At 52.7% G+C, this 16,588-nt stretch carries 13 protein-coding genes and 1 other annotated feature; of the genes, 4 read left to right on the forward strand and 9 right to left on the reverse strand.

What is annotated here, in order from left to right; all coding sequences use genetic code 11:
• Positions 1-118: 118 nt before the first annotated feature.
• The 5 genes from I6L32_RS01540 to I6L32_RS01560 form a co-directional block, all read right to left on the reverse strand.
• Positions 119-1,063: a DUF523 and DUF1722 domain-containing protein gene (locus I6L32_RS01540; RefSeq protein WP_010673317.1), complete on the reverse strand. Its 945-nt coding sequence runs from the start codon at positions 1,061-1,063 to the stop codon at positions 119-121.
• Between the two features lie 173 nt (positions 1,064-1,236).
• A complete protein-coding gene (locus I6L32_RS01545; protein WP_039041374.1) occupies positions 1,237-1,866 on the reverse strand; it encodes an outer membrane beta-barrel protein in 630 nt (209 codons plus the stop codon).
• Positions 1,867-2,044: 178 nt separating this feature from the next.
• Complete coding sequence (locus I6L32_RS01550; protein WP_216944554.1) at positions 2,045-2,599, reverse strand: DUF3157 family protein; 555 nt, start codon at positions 2,597-2,599, stop codon at positions 2,045-2,047.
• A gap of 88 nt (positions 2,600-2,687) precedes the next feature.
• Positions 2,688-3,551: a hypothetical protein gene (locus I6L32_RS01555; RefSeq protein ID WP_162726160.1), complete on the reverse strand. Its 864-nt coding sequence runs from the start codon at positions 3,549-3,551 to the stop codon at positions 2,688-2,690.
• Positions 3,552-3,665: 114 nt separating this feature from the next.
• Positions 3,666-4,265 carry an HAD family phosphatase gene (locus tag I6L32_RS01560; RefSeq protein ID WP_216945102.1) on the reverse strand — a complete coding sequence of 200 codons (600 nt, stop codon included), beginning with the start codon at positions 4,263-4,265 and terminating at the stop codon, positions 3,666-3,668.
• 191 nt (positions 4,266-4,456) lie between these two features.
• Positions 4,457-4,590: a sequence feature (Phe leader region), on the forward strand.
• A 38-nt stretch (positions 4,591-4,628) separates the two neighbouring features.
• Between I6L32_RS01560 and pheA the strand changes: the two genes are divergently transcribed.
• The gene (gene pheA / locus I6L32_RS01565; RefSeq protein ID WP_103244400.1) at positions 4,629-5,801 is read left to right on the forward strand and encodes a prephenate dehydratase; all 1,173 of its coding nucleotides are present in this window, start codon (positions 4,629-4,631) and stop codon (positions 5,799-5,801) included.
• Between the two features lie 624 nt (positions 5,802-6,425).
• Here the strand turns inward: pheA and I6L32_RS01570 are convergent.
• Together I6L32_RS01570 and I6L32_RS01575 are read right to left on the reverse strand one after the other, a co-directional pair.
• Positions 6,426-6,851 carry an LPP20 family lipoprotein gene (locus I6L32_RS01570; RefSeq protein WP_010673311.1) on the reverse strand — a complete coding sequence of 142 codons (426 nt, stop codon included), beginning with the start codon at positions 6,849-6,851 and terminating at the stop codon, positions 6,426-6,428.
• Between the two features lie 88 nt (positions 6,852-6,939).
• On the reverse strand, positions 6,940-7,560 hold the full coding sequence (locus I6L32_RS01575) for a FlgO family outer membrane protein (RefSeq protein WP_010673310.1): 621 nt from the start codon (positions 7,558-7,560) through the stop codon (positions 6,940-6,942).
• 265 nt (positions 7,561-7,825) lie between these two features.
• On the opposite strand from I6L32_RS01575, the gene I6L32_RS01580 reads away from it, so the two are divergent.
• The 3 genes from I6L32_RS01580 to I6L32_RS01590 all read left to right on the forward strand — a co-directional run bounded on the left by I6L32_RS01580 (position 7,826) and on the right by I6L32_RS01590 (position 11,544).
• Positions 7,826-8,977: a flagellar assembly protein FlgT gene (locus I6L32_RS01580; RefSeq protein ID WP_216944555.1), complete on the forward strand. Its 1,152-nt coding sequence runs from the start codon at positions 7,826-7,828 to the stop codon at positions 8,975-8,977.
• A 345-nt stretch (positions 8,978-9,322) separates the two neighbouring features.
• Positions 9,323-10,864, forward strand: coding sequence for a tyrosine-type recombinase/integrase (locus I6L32_RS01585; protein WP_201980212.1), 1,542 nt, complete (start codon positions 9,323-9,325; stop codon positions 10,862-10,864).
• Positions 10,865-11,145: 281 nt separating this feature from the next.
• Positions 11,146-11,544, forward strand: a complete 399-nt coding sequence (locus I6L32_RS01590) for an antitoxin Xre/MbcA/ParS toxin-binding domain-containing protein (protein WP_254203898.1) — start codon at positions 11,146-11,148, stop codon at positions 11,542-11,544.
• Positions 11,545-11,949: 405 nt separating this feature from the next.
• On the opposite strand, the gene I6L32_RS01595 is transcribed toward I6L32_RS01590, so the two are convergent.
• Together I6L32_RS01595 and I6L32_RS01600 are read right to left on the reverse strand one after the other, a co-directional pair.
• A complete protein-coding gene (locus I6L32_RS01595) occupies positions 11,950-14,220 on the reverse strand; it encodes a hypothetical protein (protein ID WP_158657417.1) in 2,271 nt (756 codons plus the stop codon).
• A gap of 1,245 nt (positions 14,221-15,465) precedes the next feature.
• A protein-coding gene (locus I6L32_RS01600; RefSeq protein ID WP_216944557.1) for an IS3-like element ISKpn10 family transposase occupies positions 15,466-16,553 on the reverse strand; the annotation gives its coding sequence in 2 pieces (ribosomal slippage) (positions 15,466-16,301 and positions 16,301-16,553; 1,089 coding nt in all).
• Positions 16,554-16,588: the final 35 nt, after the last annotated feature.

Below are 16,588 nucleotides of genomic sequence, written 5' to 3' on the forward strand. Positions count from 1 at the left end.
GGAAGAGGCCCCGGTCATCCACCAGGGCCTGCACAGAGGGTTCAGAGCCCGTAGCGCAGCTTGAGCGTGTCGGGATGAAGGTCGAGGTAGGCCTGATCGGCCAAATCCAGCCACACCTTCACAGCCCGTAACGCAATTTCAGCGTGTCGGGATGGGGATTGAGGTACACCTGCTCGGCGAGATAGGGGTTCGGGTACTCGCGCAGGTAGTGGCGGATCAGGGTAAGGGGCACCAGCAACGGGAAGACTCCGGTGCGGTACTTGTCGATGGTGTCGCACAGTTCCTGCTTCTGGGCCGGGGTCAGCACCCGCTTGAAGTAGCCCTGCAGGTGCATCAGCACATTGGTGTGGCTGCGGCGGTTGGCGCGAAGAGTCAGCGCCGCCATCAACCCCTGGATGTAGCTGTCGGCCACCTCCTGCAGGTTGGCCTTGCCAAGGTTGGCGAGCAGGCGCCCCAGCGCCCGGTAGTGGGTGGTGGCGTGGGAGAGCACCAGGTACTTGTAGCGTGAATGGAAGCGGATCAGGGCTGAGGCGGTGATCCCCCGGGCGCAAAGCTGCTGCCAGTCGTGGTAGGCGAAGACCCGCAGCACGAAGTTCTCCCGCAGGATGGGGTCGCACAGGCGGCCATCTTCCTCCACCGGCAGCAGGGGGTTGGCCTCCATCAGCGCCTTGGCGAAGAGGCCGACCCCCTCCTTGGCGCTCCCCTCGTTGTTGGCGCCATAGATGCGCACCCGCTCCATGCCGCAGCTGGGGGACTTGGCGCAGAGGATGTAGCCGGAGAGGAAGTCGAGCTGGCGTGCCTTCTGCTCGCTGAAGGCAATCAGCTTGTCGGTGACGTCGAAGCTGCCGTTGCTTGCCTCGGCCCGCACCTCGCCCTGGCGCTTCACCAGCCGGATGGCGGCGCGGGGTGCACCCAGGCCAATGGCCATCTCGGGGCAGACGGGGTGATAGTCGAAATGGGCACCCAGATCCCGTTCGCAGAAACTGGATCGTTTGTGGCCCCCGTCGAAGCGCACTTCCTGGCCGAGCAGACAGGCACTGATACCGACCTTGATCTTGTACATGATGAAGCCCCTTGTATAAGCCTTGAGTAAGTTATAGCAGTTATACAAAAAATTGGAAGATGTATAACTATTGCGAACTGATACGGCCAGGGGGCGGCGGGCGGATCAGCCCCCATAAAAAAAACCCATGACCGAAGTCATGGGTAAAGGTGAAGACCCTGCAGGAAGGATGATCAGAAGCTGTATTTCACACCCAGGCTGGAGATGGAGCCTTTTTGCAGATCCCAGTTGCGATAGGTGTAGTCGGCGGTGAGCGCCAGGTTCTGGGTCAGCTTGTACGCCGCCCCCGCCTTGAAGTCGTGCATGTCGTCGGTCATGTTGGCGTAGCGATAGCCGGTGGAGAGCTCGACGGCGCCGATGTCGTAGCGCAGGCCCACTTCTCCGTAGAGGCTGCCGCTCTTCTTGCGGGCCAGGGTATCCCAACCGGAGTGGTTCACGTCGGAGGCCAGCTCCCGTTCCAGGCTGTAGCCCATCAGGCCGGTTTCACCGTAGAGGTTCAGGCCGGTGCTGAGGGGGGTGTAGACACCCATCCCCAGGCTGGAGATGGCCATGCTGTCGTTGCCGCTGCTGCGGGAGGTGTATTCGCTGCCGATCCGGCCATAGACATTGCTGGTGAAGCTCTTGGAGAGATCCAGGCTCAGGCCGCCGAAGTCGCGGTTCTCCCCATCCTTGCCACCGATGTAGTCAGACTTGGTGTGGGCCCAGGTGGCAGAGCCCTTGGCATAGCTGAAGGCATCTTGCGCCAGGACGGAGGTGGAAGAGAGACCGGCCAGAACCAGAACAGACAGTGCGATCTTTTGCATTTTGTTGACTCCATGGGTTGAGTTAGGCGGACCTAACTGGAATGGAGCCATTGTGACGGGCAAAGGGGGCAACGCCGAGGAGCAAGCTGTTGCCAAACCATGTCAGATGTAAGCGGATATTGCTGGCAGTTACCGGTGCAACACTCTGCGGGGGAGCGAGGGCTCCCCCGCCGTCATCCTAGCGGAACTCCACCTCGTCGATCTGCACCCGCACCAGCGGCTTGCCGGTGAGGCCGGCGGGTCGTGCCAGCTCGATGGCCCGGGAGGCGCGTGCCTCCCCCTTGCGCAGGTAGGAGTCAGGCAGGCGGTTCTCCCCGACCCAGAAGCGCACGGGCTCGCTCGAGAGCTGCACCCCGTCGGCGCTGAACAGGGTCAGGCTGCCGTTGACGCGCACCACGTTGCGACTGCCGGTGTTGCTCACCACGAACTGCAGGATGAGGGGATCGTCCCCCGCCACCTGGTCCAGCTTAACCATGATGCCGTCCCGGGTCGCCTGGGAGAGCAAGTCGGGATGGGCCATGGCCTGCTCGGTCAGCACCGGGGCCGCGACACTCGCCGTCACTGCCTGACCGGCTACCGTGGCTGCCGGCTTGACCAGCAGGTATTCCCAGGTGAAATCGTCATTGAGTTGCACCTGGCGACCATCCGGCAAGGTGATCTGGTGCAGGGGAGCCGCCTCGGCCAGCAGAGGGCACAGACAGAGGGCGACCAGCAGTCGGGAGAGGGGTTTCATGGGCAGGCACTCGATAAAGGATGCGAAGGGGGCAGTATAAAGAGTCGTGCCCTCCTTGCCTATGACCCCCCTCACGTTACGCCCCGGCTCAGATGACCAGGGGGTGGGGATCCTCCAGCGTGGCCAGATCCAGGGTCACCAGATCGAACTGTGCACTCCTGAGGGCCTTCTGGATGGTGGGCTGCATGTCGAACACCAAGGCCCGCAGCCGTTCGGGCACCCGGATCCTCGCAAGGGTGGTGACCCTGTCACCCAGGGTATGGAAGAAGACCTGGGCGCCCCCCAGTCCCATGTCCACCAGCATCTGCTCGGCCATGTCGACCATCCGCAGGTGCCGCCTGTCCAGGGAGGTCATATCGACAAAGCGCCGGCTCAGGCAGGCCTCCCCCACGTCTCCCCAGAGCGCCAGTTGCCGTTTGTGAAAGCCGTAGCGAAAATCCCGGTTGGTCATCCCCTGCTCGGCAAAGATCCAGAGGGTGTTGGCGGGCAGGCTGTGGAATCGGCGCAGGTACTCCCGCTTCTCCTCCACCGAGGCCGACATCAGCAGCGGCGGTCCCTCTTCATGTTCGAGCTGCTGGCAGAGGTAGCGCACCGGGTCGGTCACCTCGGCGAGGTGGCCCAGGTGGGCGCTGAAGATCATCTCGTCGGTCTTGAGCACCTGATGGGGGATGCCGTAGTGCCGGCAGTAGCGCTGTGCCCTGGCCACCGACTGGCGGCTGAGGGTGGGGTTGTCCAGGGTGATGGCGCGAAATCGCACCCCGCTGGCCCGGCACAGATCCATGCTGTAGCAGGATTCCAGTCGGCCGGAGAAGGAGACAAGCAGTTCGCTGTAACCGGCCAGGGTGTTGATGAGCCTCTGTTCCCTGGCTTGAAAGGTCTGATCGTATCCCCGATTCAGCGCAACGACATTGGCATCCATAACAACAACTCCGGATGATGAACTGGATACCATTTTGCCCGCCCCAAGCTGAATATACACTTAAAGAGTGCGGGTAAAACTGTACATTATTTGCTCCAAATCAACGCTTCCCCCACTTTTTTCGCTGCGAAGCGAAACTGGCTCTCCTCAGGCAGGCAACAACCCCTTAGCGATCAGATGCGCCCGGCACCGGGCCGGATCGGTGAAGATCAGTCCCCGCAGACCGAGCGCCTCGGCCGCCGCCACGTTGGCCGGGCTGTCATCGATAAAGAGGCACTCCTGCGCCGTCAGATCGAAGGAGACCAGCAGATAGCGGTAGATGTCGGGCTCGGGTTTGAGCATCCGTACCCGGGCCGACACCACCTTGCCGCTGAAGAAGCGCCAGAAGGACTGATGCTGCTCCAGCCAGTCGATGCTGGCGTGCCCCATGTTGGAGAGGGCATAGAGGGGGTGGCCTGCACCGTGCAGTTCTTCGATGAGCGCCACCATGGCGGGATCCGGCACAAGGGAGGGCGGCACCGCCTGCAAGATGGCCAGATTCTCCGCCATCGACAGGCCGGTGCGCCCCTGCGCCTGACGGGCCATGGTGTGCAGAGAGAGGGTCCCCCTGTCCACCTCCAGCCAGTCCGGGTGGTTGAACAGCTGCTCCGCGATCGCTGTCGCCCCCTCGGGTCCGCGCACCCCACTCACTATGGCCACCGGATCCCAGCGCACCACCACCCTGCCCAGATCGAAGATCACCGCCATCGTCTCGTCCCCTCTATGTGTTGTTGCCACGGATGTGGTCACGGCGGTCGCCATAAACAGGGACTAGAACGACGCTCACTCTCCCTCGGCAACCCGAGCCACCACCCTGCCCCGTTCAACGCCCCCGGGCAAGTTTTACTTGCATCGCACCGCCAAATCCCTTAATGGTTATGGCGTTACATTCAGGACACGCCCATGAACACACCATTCTTCTTTGTTTTCTCGTTTACCCGGCCCACATGAGGGAAGGCCCGTCGTCACGTGAACCATTCGCGTAAACAGAAACCAAAGACGAATCGAGCCTCCCCAGCGGAGGCTTTTTTTTGCACCACACACCACAGAATCACTGGATAGGGAACCACCATGGCAACGCTCGACGAGATCAGACACGACATCACCCAGTTGGATCAGGAGCTGCTCGCCCTGCTGGCCAAACGCAAGACCCTCAGCATCGAGGTCGCCCGCGCCAAGCAGGCCAATCCCCGTCCCATCCGTGACCACCAGCGCGAGCAGGACTTGCTGGTCGCCCTGATCCAGAAAGGGCGCGCCCTCGGACTGGATGCCCAGTACATCACCCGCATCTACCACACCATCATCGAAGACTCCGTGCTCTCCCAGCAGGCCTACCTGCAGAGCCTGCTCAACCCCCAGCAGCAGGAGCCCATGACCAGCGTCGCCTACCTGGGACCGCGCGGCTCCTACTCGAGCCTGGCCGCCCGCAAGTACCTGGCCCGCTACAAGGATCAGGTGATCGAGGTGAACTGCCAGAACTTCCGCGAGGTGCTGGACACCGTGGAGTCGGGCCGTGCCGCCTTCGGGGTGCTGCCCATCGAGAACACCAGCTCGGGCTCCATCAACGAGGTGTACGACGTGATGCAGCACACCACCCTCTCCATCGTGGGTGAGCTCACCTATCCCATCGAGCACTGCATCCTCACCGCCGTGCCGACCGAGCTGTCCCGCATCAAGACCTTCTACGCCCATCCCCAGGTATTCCAGCAGTGCTCCCATTACCTCAGCAAGCTGGAAGGGGCGCGCCACGAGATCTGCGACTCCTCCTCCAGCGCCATGATGAAGGTCAAGGAGCTGGCAAGCCCGGAAGCGGCGGCCATCGGCAGCGCCGCCGGCGGCGAGCTCTATGGCCTGGACGTGCTGGCCGAGCAGCTCGCCAACCAGAAGGAGAACTACAGCCGCTTCATCGTGGTGGCGCGCAAGCCCATCGACGTGGCGCCCCAGATCCCGGCCAAGACCACCCTCATCATGTCCACCTCCCAGAAGCCGGGCTCCCTGGTGGAGGCGCTGCTGGTGCTGCGCAGCCACGAGATCAACATGACCAAGCTCGAATCCCGTCCGGTGCAGGGCAACCCCTGGGAGGAGATGTTCTACCTGGATGTCTCCGCCAACCTGCAGACCCCGGCCATGCAGGCCGCCCTGCTGGAGCTGACCAAGATCACCCGCTACATCAAGGTGCTGGGCTGCTACCCGAGCGAAGACGTCAAGCCGACCGCCGTGCCGCCCGTCTTGATGGGAAGCTGATGGGGAGCGGATCCCGCCCCTGCCACACAAAGGCGAGCCCCGGCTCGCCTTTGTACTCTCTGCGCCCTCCCCGTGAGACGCGGCCCAGTCCCGCCCTTCCCTTCCGGCGTTAAACCGCCCTCCACCCCCTTCCTCGTGGACCCGGGATCCTGGCGCGGCTGTCTTTCCACTCACCATCAGGCCATCTTCCTCCCGTTGCGGCACCCTTTTGCCGCCTGCCGGGCCTTTCTATCGTTTGGCTTTATTTAACGACATGGTGATATCGTTAGATTTCCCTAAACAAAAAAGGCCGCCATTCCGACCCCCGGGCACCTCTTGTGCGATCTCAGCCCCCTTTTTCCTCGTCACAGGCCGGATCCCGCCCGGCCCATCAACTCCGTTTCTCCTGCCGAAGACCAGCTCCCCCCCAAGACGCCATCCCCGTTTATCCTCCCCAGGCCCTATCCCGTCCAAGACGCCAACCCCGTTTATCCTCCCCAGGCCCTATGCCGTCCAAGGCGCCAGCCCCGGTTATTCCCCGCAGATCCGAGCTCCTTCCCGACCAAACAAAAAGGCGAGCCTGCGCTCGCCTTTGTCTGTGCCGTGATGCTCGCCGGGCTCATGCCGGCGCCCCCCGGACCCGCCCTAGAACTGGCCCGCCATCAGCTGGTTCAGGTGATAGAGGTTGCGGGTGTCGAGCTCCAGCTCGGTGGCATAGGTGTTGCCACGGGGATAGGTCGCCACCACCCGGGCACCGCGCACCATGCCCGCCACCGACACATCCAGGGAGTTGGAGGTCTGGGTCAGGTCCTTGTAGCTGCTCTGGCCGCGCACCTGCTGGCCATTGAGCTGCTCCGCCAGCTCCCGGTAGGCGTCCATCTTGGAGGCGCGGATCGCCTGCAACATCTTCTCGGACTGGGAGGGACCGGGCTGGATGTCGATCACCGCATACCCCACCGCCTTGAGCACCGGGAAGTCATCGGGCTTCTCGCCCACGTCATAGTTCACCACCCGGTTGCCACTGCACGCCGTCAGCAACATGGCCATCAGGCAACCCAACAAGATTTTCATCGCTGTTTCCCCGTTTTCCTGTTCACCACACCCGATGTTTCACGGCTCAATGTCAGCCAGCCCGCTTCACGCTTCATGACGCGCCACCTCAAGGGGTCAGGTTGACCAGATGACCGGACGGGCTCTGGCCCCCCCGCATCAGGTAACCGCGATTGATGGAGGCCCGGCCAAAGGAGTTGCTGGCACCGGACAAATATTGTTTCGGGATCAGGCTCTGGGCCGTGGTCTCCACCATCTTGGTGCGCAGATCGATGATGCGGGCGTTGACCAGGATCCCCTGCTGATTGCGGCTGAAAGTGCCGGTCAGGATGCGGGAGATGGGTAGCCGGGACGAGAGATCCTTGTAGTTGCGGCTCATCACGAAGTCCCCCTGCGGGGTCACCTGGATGTTGCCCGTGGTCTTGAAGTCCACCACCACCTCACCGCGCCGGTTCAGCTCGTAGATGAAGCTCTCCTCGATCTGCTGCCCCATCCAGTTGGTGTCCTTCAGGGTGTCGAGATCGACAAAGGAGGCGACCGCAATGGGCTCGGTCAGGGTCGTGAGAGACTTGCGCTCCATCAGCTGATCCGTCATGCGGGCCACCAGCCAGTTGAGTTCCATCCCCTTCGCCGCCTGACGAGGGTCTCCCAGCTCCCGATTGATGGGGTCGGCCGACCCGCAACCGACCAATGCCAGCGCCACCGCCAGCACCGTGATAACTCTCTTCATGGATACCTTTCCTGTATCTGCACCTGACCTGTTATCGGTCGCAACCGCCAACACTTGAGGCGGGAATGCGCGCAGGATCCTCAATGATCCCCGGGCAAAGGCGCGCACTGTGCCACCGGAGCCCGCCGCGCGGGCTCCGGCCGGGGAAGAAGGCATGGTTCTTGCTTTTATTTGGTCACCCGCTCCGGTGCAGACCGGATCTGTGTCCAGGATCCCTGACCCGCCCCACCGGCGGCAGCGGGGTCGCCCACTCAAGGTGTTTGTTATGAAAGTTTCGCTGCTGTTCACCCTGCTGCTGGCCAGCCTGTCGGCCAGGGCCGAACTTATCGAGGCCCAGGGCAGTGCCGCCATTCTGGGGGGCGACGAGGTCTACGCCCGCGAGCAGGCGACCCGGGATGCCCTGCGCCAGGCGCTGCTGGCCAGCGGTGCCTCCGTCTCCAGCATCCAGCGCCTGGAAAACGGCAGCCTGCGCTCCGAGCAGATCCAGATCCGCTCCGGCGGTGACATCCGTCAGTACCGCCTCAAGCGCGAAGAGGTGCGCAACGGCCGCATGTACATCACCCTCGTGGCCGACATCCAGGCGGAGCGGCAGATCTGCCAGACCCAGCACTACGCCAAGGATTTGACGCTGGTGCGCCTGCGCATGCGCTACCCGGACCAGGCGAGCACCGGTGCCCTGGACGACATGCCCGCCGACCTCTCCCGCCGGCTGTTTGAAACCCTGGCGACGACGCCCCAGGTGGTCGCACGCCAGTGGCTGGACGAGAACCTGCGCATCGACCCTCTCCATCTGCAACAGGGGGATCGCAGCGCCCTCGAGGAGATCAAGGCCCTGAGCCTGCGCACCGACAGCCAGTATCTGGTGCTCGGCAGCATCGACGACCTCTCCCTCGAGCCCCAGGGCAACGCCCTCACCAGCTGGTATGAGGATCCCGTGCGCAACTTCTCCATGCAGCTCTACCTGTTCGACGGCATCAACGGCAGCCTGCTCGGTCGCAAGGAGTACAAGGGCCGCGCCAACTGGACCTTCTCCAAGCGGGAGCAGGTGGGCAGCAGCGGCGGCCAGTTCTGGCAGTCGAGCTTTGGCCAGGAGGTGGGCTACCAGTTGAAGGAGGCGGCCCAGGACATCGCCGCCGAACTCGCCTGTGCCCCCGTCACCGCCCGGATCGTGGCCCAGCACGAGCGCGGCCCCCACATCAACCTGGGCCGTCGCAACGGGGTCAAGCTCGGGGACCAGTTCCGGGTCCAGCACAGCGCCAACTTCGTCGACCCCTATGGCAAGTCCAGGGTGATGCGCAACCCCGCTGACGGTCTGTTCGAGGTGGTGCAGGTGTTTGAGGATGGCGCCATCATCAGCAGTCAGAACAAATATTCGCCGTTCAATGTCCAAATCGGTGACCTGGCCGTATTGGAATAGGAATCAAGGGTTTAAAAGCACAATGCTTCTTGTATAATGCCCGCCACAAGGTTCCCGTAGCTCAGCAGGATAGAGCGGTCCCCTCCTAAGGGATGTTTATTGCTTAAAAATCTATCTAAATAGGCTGTTATAAGATTTTTTAAATATTAGGAATTATAAATATTTCCTTTAAAAACATAGCCTTATAGATCAAAAAGCATTCATAAACAACCAGACCGCTTGTTTTGTGAGCGGCGCAATCGATGCCCGTTTTGCGCTATTTAAGAGCTATTCACGCCATTCAACTCTACTTTGCGCTATTTTGCCGCTATAATGTCTCAATAGAACATTTTTCGGTGGTACCCAATGGCTCCCAAAAATCCGGCTACATCCATACGCAAAGAAGAGTTCGATCTTAAGACGCTGCTCCAGGGTCACCCTGCGGCCATAATTAAAGGGAAATTCTCATTTACCTTTAAAGACCAGTACATAGATAGTCTTCCATTTATTAATGATAAAAATAAATGTGTTGAATTAACGCACTATAGTTCTGACGATGAAAAATATAATGAAAAGAACAAACCAAGATTAAAACTAAGAATCGGAAACAGTGTTAAGACATTCTATATTGTTTACGATAAAAATCGGAGGCAGAAAATTGGCAATTGGACGCCTCGCACTAAAAGTGGACATTACCAAAAAGGTTTTTTTAGCGTTACACAGGCTAAGGAAGAGTTTAAGAGATTAGTTAGTGATGCTGAAAAGATTAATCCAGAAAAGTGGAAATATCAGTCTTTTACATTGAGAACATATCTTTTAGAGCATTATAAAAACGACCGTGAAAATAAATCAAACAAGAGAAATTCATTAAGCCCTGTTACCGACAAAACAATAAGGGAAATCTCATCTGCCTTTGAACCATGGTTAGACCTAAAGCTATCTGAATTTAATGAAGATCATCCAGTAATATTCAAAAAGTATTGGCAGAACAAAGAAACGCCAATAACATCAGAAACAATGAGGAAATACTATTCCTTATTAAATAGCTTGTTTAATATGTGTGTTACGTGCACCTATTTACCAAAGAATAAAATTGATAGGCATATTTTTCTGTTCCCCAGAAACCCTAAGAGGCCTGTCACAACATATACTGACCCCACAAATGAAGTCGTAGAATTTATTTTTAATGAAGACACTCCAGGTGGTGGGGATTCCAAGATCATAGTTGCAACCATGTTCCTATGCGGGGCAAGAAACTCTGAAATATATAGAAACACAAGCAACAACTTTAATATTAATGATAGAACCATACGTATTCCTGAGCACATTAGTAAAAACAAGGCTGCACGCATTGTTGCTATTGAGTCAGACTCATACTGGAATTATGTAGCGAAGTACAAAACTCTAAAAAGCTTGAGTGATAGAGAGGGTGAGTTAATGTTTCCTTGTTGTCGCGAAGCAAAGGCCCCCCATGTAACTTCGAGCCTTTATCAGAAAACTTGGCAGGCAGTTAAAAAAGAGTTTAATTTTCCTAAGATAGGCCGATTATATGATGCCAGACATACTTTTGCCAAAAAAGCACTAGAAAGCGGAGTGCCTATTCAAGATTTATCCAAGATCACTGGACATAGCCTCCAAACGCTGATGGATTACTATATTGACAACAACATCAGCAAAGCCACAAGAGAAAAGTTAAGGGATGCAACAAATTCTAATGCAGCTATAAAGGTGCAACAGGAAACAAATTTCCCTCCATCTGTTAATAGCCTATATGAAAGCTATATTAGGAGATGTATAAAGAAGAATATAAAAGATGAACTCTCTACATTCGTACAAGAAATGAAAGATTTGGGTGACCAAAACCAACTAAATGCAGAGCAAATTTTTTGGCTTAAAGAAATGCTGTAGCTTGAATATACAGCTATTATTTTCTTGAAATGGACTTGCTGAATGAGGCCATATTTCTAGGTATAGGCTATGAACATGATTCAGTTCGTTCATTCGCTAATGGAGGGGGCGGGTGCCCTCCATATCAGCAACATCAACAATTATAACCAGTGAGGTAACTGTCAGAAAATCTGAACATGGAGTACGATGATGAGAACAAATCATTGTCAATACTGGAACAGTAAAATATGTCACTTTCAGTTTATCAACCCAGTACGCAGGCTAGTTCAGCCCCCACCCTTATGACGACTCTCAACATCCCTCAAGATCCACTGAGTGCACATCTCTGGATCATAGCTGGCGTAGCTCCTGGCATCATTCATCGACTAGCTGAATTGATGAGCACAGACTTAGGTTTGATATGCCGCTTAGCAGGCATTAGCCGGAGCACTGTTGCTCGCAAGCTGAAGATTGAGGCTCCCCTATCAATCTCGCAGGGTGCCAGGGTATACGGCGTTGTACAGGCACTCGAAGCTGTTCTCTCCCTCCACAGAAACAATACCGTCAGAACAATGTCATGGTTACATCGCCCAGCTTGGGGATTAGGTGGTAAACGGCCAGCAGAGGTGCTGTCGACAGCTTTAGGGGCTCAGGCAGTAATAGTACTTGTAGGACGAATCCAACATGGGGTGTGCACCTAGAGCGAGGTAGCTGATAGGCTAGCCCCCCCTTAAGAATGCTTCAAAAATAATCAACCTCATCTTTTTTCGAACTTTTTTCATTTACCCCACTTGAAAAAATCGAAAAACTGTCCATTTACTATTATTGAGAACAATTAAAAAATTTAAGAATTTCAACATTCCGCTGCTTCGCAGCGAAGATGATCCAGATTTTTAATTCCTTCGAGCTAGGGAAGGTGCGAATAAGTACCCTATGAGCCAAAACTAAAAAGTTTAGCCATTTAATATCAATAATTTAGAATGGTGTGTTTTTGTGCCAAGTGACTTGTTAGCACCTTCCCTAACAAATAGACTGGATAAGCGTACAAAACACCGGTTCAAGACCGGTGTTTTTGATAGTAACAGCAATACCAATAGCGATCTATTTTAGTAACGGCTCATAATTTTAGCAACCCACTCTCTAATATCATTTGACAGACGCGCTTTTTTTACAGTTCTTTTTGAACGACCCGCCCCTGGTCCATCACGATAGTAATTTTGTTCCTGACTCATATAAGTTTCATAGCCAAAATTATTTTTAAGAAATGACTCTAAAAACTTAATTGGAATTTTCCTGTTAGATGGAATGATAAAATAGTCATTATTAAAGAATTTTTTTACTGCAATGAGTTCATGCCCAAACTCAAATTTTCCATTCTCAATCCACGCTAGGAATTTACCAGCCTCATCACTACTGTAGCAATAATTGTCACTGAGTTTTAAATTATTGGCTAGCGATCTTATCATTGCAAATGTTACTGATTCTTGACTATTATAATCGTCAGTACACTTATATAATGGAATGTTATTTGTAATTATTCTGCGTGTATTTCCTCTATCATCAAACCTAATCAATTCCTCACTCAATACCTCACTATAAAAGTGCTCAATATCAAGAGCCTCTTTAGCATAAAACTCACTTCTATTTAATAACCCGCAAATTCGCTCCTCCTCTGTTTTCAACTCCGCTAACTCAAGCATTTTTTTATCACTCATCGTCATCTCAGGTAAAAGATAGCTAATTTTATACCCCTGTTGTTCCAGCATTGTTAGTAGGGTGAAATTATAATCCAAACACAATTTATGTTGAATAAACAATCGGTTAACCATATGCATTAATGTGGGGTTGTGGCAATACTCATGCAAACGTTCAATAGAATAATCACACCCCAACGCTGACATCACCAACTCTGTAATGATATGATCGCTATTTTTATATACCCTATTTTTGCCACCAAGGAGTGCTAAAAATGCATTATTAGCATTCCTCGCTCGGTGGACAAACTGCATAATATCATTAGGCTGAACGAGCCCATTTGAAAAAATTGCAGTAAATGTTAGATCCTTATCTGTGAAACTAAATCCATTTTTCACAACCGGTGTAAAAATTGACACCAGTTTACTGCTAACATTTTTGTTTATAGCACCATTAGGGAATTTACGAGCAGTGTCAGCATCGATTAATATTTTTTTTGGTGTATTTATTGCATTTACCAATACGTTAACATTTGATTTTTTTGCATTGTGTGCCTCGTCGCTAAATACAATACATTTTTTGCCACTTGATGCACGCTCATTGATCTTGTTTATAATATCTGGTTTAGTTGTTAAAAAGATTTCTGGCATATTCCTAGGTTTGGATGATCTATATACGAACACTTTTTTATTACTGAGCGTAGCTAAATTTGAAATAAAATCAAATGAGTCCTGACTTAAAAACGCATCGGCAATAACAACAGTGCTGGCATCAGCAATAATTTTTTTGAAATTATCCATCCTTTCAATGTATTCATCAACTGAGACTCTCATGCCCAATTCTGAGTGCATTAAATTAAAAACATCCTCAAACTCATCTATAATCAAAACTTGGCACTTATCCCGGATATGCTTATATTTTTTACTATATAAAATGCTCAGACTAACACCATAGACACCGGTTTTATTTTTGGGAGTATCTGTCTGATAGTTTCGATTATCCAGATTGTGATACAGAGAATTATTGAAAGCTCGAGATGGATTTAAAAAAATAGGATGCATACCATTATTCCCAGCCTCGTCAAATGTGGGTATTAGGCAATTAGTTGTTTTACCAGTCCCTGGCGGAGTGACAACTATGTGAATCCCAGGGAAACGATCTAGACACAATCTTTCGTGACAAAGATCGATATTAGTTTCAGTAATATTATCATTCTTAGTATAGAAATTGTGCGCTAAAGATACTGCATTTTTTTTAGCATTTAGGTGGTTTTTTATAGCCTCAGCGATTCTATTATGGAATTGATTACAAGTTCGAGACCTAACTTCATCAATTAGAGACACCTCGGACATTCTCTCTGGGCACAAATGATGAGAGCTGGTCACCACTAAATCAATTGCTTCTTTCTCCTCCACCTCATTTTTAGCAAATGGGAGTAGCGTCACCCCTAGATTGAACCTGTTCGAACCTGGCTTAAACTCATGCCCATCCAGCACGACTGTGATCTTATAATCGAATGCAATTTTCACTGCATCAAACCCCGATTTATTGTCACTGATTAATCTTACTGAATTCCTAGACTCACCATCGCCAATAATTTCTACGATTTTATCCCTCAGCGCGTTAGATTCATCAACCCCAAATTTCAACTGGCAGTTAACGCCACAACTCAACACAATCATATCCACCTCATTTAGTTTTTATAATAATATGGTGGCGTTTTTCAACGCTACACTTTTATTATAGTTATTAAATATTTAAATACTTCTCTAGCATTCACACCCAAAATTTTGCGTAGGTATGCCCCTTAGAGATTTTTTAATCTCTTGGAAAAATTCATAAATATAAATTATGTATCTACATACACTGACTGGTATGTACGAAAAGAACGATATGCTTATTCCAAAGCGTTTGCAATAGGGTAAAGAAAAATATCTTGACTTTCTTCTTGAATTATTAGTTAAACATTATAATTGAGCCCTAAAATGGCAAAAACATCTATAAACTCTAATAATTTTGAGGGGATGAGTGTTCTATCTCAACAGTCAACTCGATTCAGAATCAGTCGTTCAATACAAAGTGGACAAGAACGATGTATGAGGTGCTTGTGACAAGGGCGGTCTTTGAGGTGATTTATTGTAACTGGTGTAAATGCACCACAGTGGTGCAAAACTCAAAATTGTAGCCCGAACTACGATTGATTTATAGATAGGTAATAAGTAGGCGAATTCCTCGCTCCGCGAGAAGCAGGCCATACTTATCATCTGAGGCTCATAAGATATTTCATAATTGTCACTATTCAAATGTACGGTTTCTTTGTCTTATTATTCATGATACCTCTCCGTGTGCAATAGAAAGCATTTTTAACAACCATAGTCACATAGATTTATGCAACAAATATTTTCGTCCCATCACGGGACCTTGCTCAGAAAGAGTTATAGGGAAGGTGCTAACAAGTCACTTGGCACAAAAACACACCATTCTAACTTATTGATATTAAATGGCTAAACTTTTTAGTTTTGGCACATAGGGTACTTATTCGCACCTTCCCTTGTACCTTTGCACTTTGCACTTTGCACTTTGCACTTGCATATTCCGGTCGAAAATGAACACCTATTCCGGTTTAAAATGAACGCTGATTCCGGCTTGCGTGTACACCATTTCCGGACACCTCAGAGCACGAACTCTGATGTCAGATGAACCGTCATGCTCCAATGACCTGGATCCACAACTGCCGCGCTGCGCTTGGCTGCTGGCTTGTTCGGTGAGTCGAAAAGATGCCTCCCCTCAAAGCTCAGCTTCTGCTCGCAGAATCCCTGGCCGCATACTTTCCGGAAATGGTGTTCACAGATTCCGGAATCACTGTTCAAATTCACCGGAATACGCAGGGTAATCCCCCCATTTTTAGGGGCATTCAAAAGTAGAGGTCATGCGGCCTGTGCCAGACGCTGTTTCGGCGTGTAGCCACCCAGCGCCATATTGGGCCGCTCATGGTTATAAACCCACAGCCAGTTCGTGGCAAACTCCTGTAGTTCATTCAGTGACTCAAACAGGTAATGGCCCAGCCAGTCGTAGCGCACCGTGCGGTTAAACCGTTCGATGTAGGCATTCTGCTGCGGATTTCCTGGCTGGATATAGCCTAGGGTTATCCCCTCCTGTTTCGCCCATCGCTTGAGCTCTTCGCTGATGTATTCCGGGCCATTGTCACATCGGATAATGGCGGGCTTACCTCGCCACGTGATCACCTGCTCCAGCGCCCGTTTGACTCGTGAGGCGGGTAAGGAGAAATCCACCTCGATGCACAGCGCTTCACGATTGAAGTCATCGATCACATTAAACAGCCGCACCGAGCGGCCATCGCTGAGCTGGTCATGCATAAAGTCCATCGACCAGCACTGATTAGGCTGGTCGGGAACCGCCAACGGCTCTGGCTTAGCCCGAACCAACCGTTTCCTGGGTTTTATCCGCAGATTGAGCTCCAGCGCCCGATAGATCCGGTATACCCGTTTGTGATTCCAGCCAAAGCCTTGGACGTTGCGCAGGTACAAAAAGCATAACCCGAAGCCCCAGTTGCGCTGGCTGGCCGTGATACGTAGCAGCCAATCGGCAATTTCCTGGTTTTCATCGACCAGCACGGACTGATAGCGATAGCAGCTTTCACTGACCTTGAAGATCCGGCAAGCCAGACGGATGGATATGGCGTAGTGAGTCACGGCTTTGGTCGCCATCTCCCGGCGGGCAGATGGCGTTACCACTTTTTTGCCATGGCCTCGGTGATGATCTCTGCCTTGAGGCGCTCCTCGGCGTACATCTTCTTGAGGCGGCGGTTTTCGTCCTCCAGCTCCTTGAGTCGAGCCATGAGGGAGGCATCCATCCCCCCGAATTTGGAACGCCACTTGTAGAAGGTGGTCGTGCTGATGCCATGCTCGCGGCAGAGCTCCGGGACGGGAGCTCCAGCCTCAGCTTGTTTGAGGATGGCGATGATCTGGGTATCGCTAAAGCGTGATGTTTTCATGTAGAACCTCCTGCGTTCAAGGTACGGGAAAATTC

The sequence above is a fragment of the Aeromonas sp. FDAARGOS 1402 genome (assembly GCF_019046925.1).
In the GTDB taxonomy this organism is placed as follows: domain Bacteria; phylum Pseudomonadota; class Gammaproteobacteria; order Enterobacterales; family Aeromonadaceae; genus Aeromonas; species Aeromonas caviae.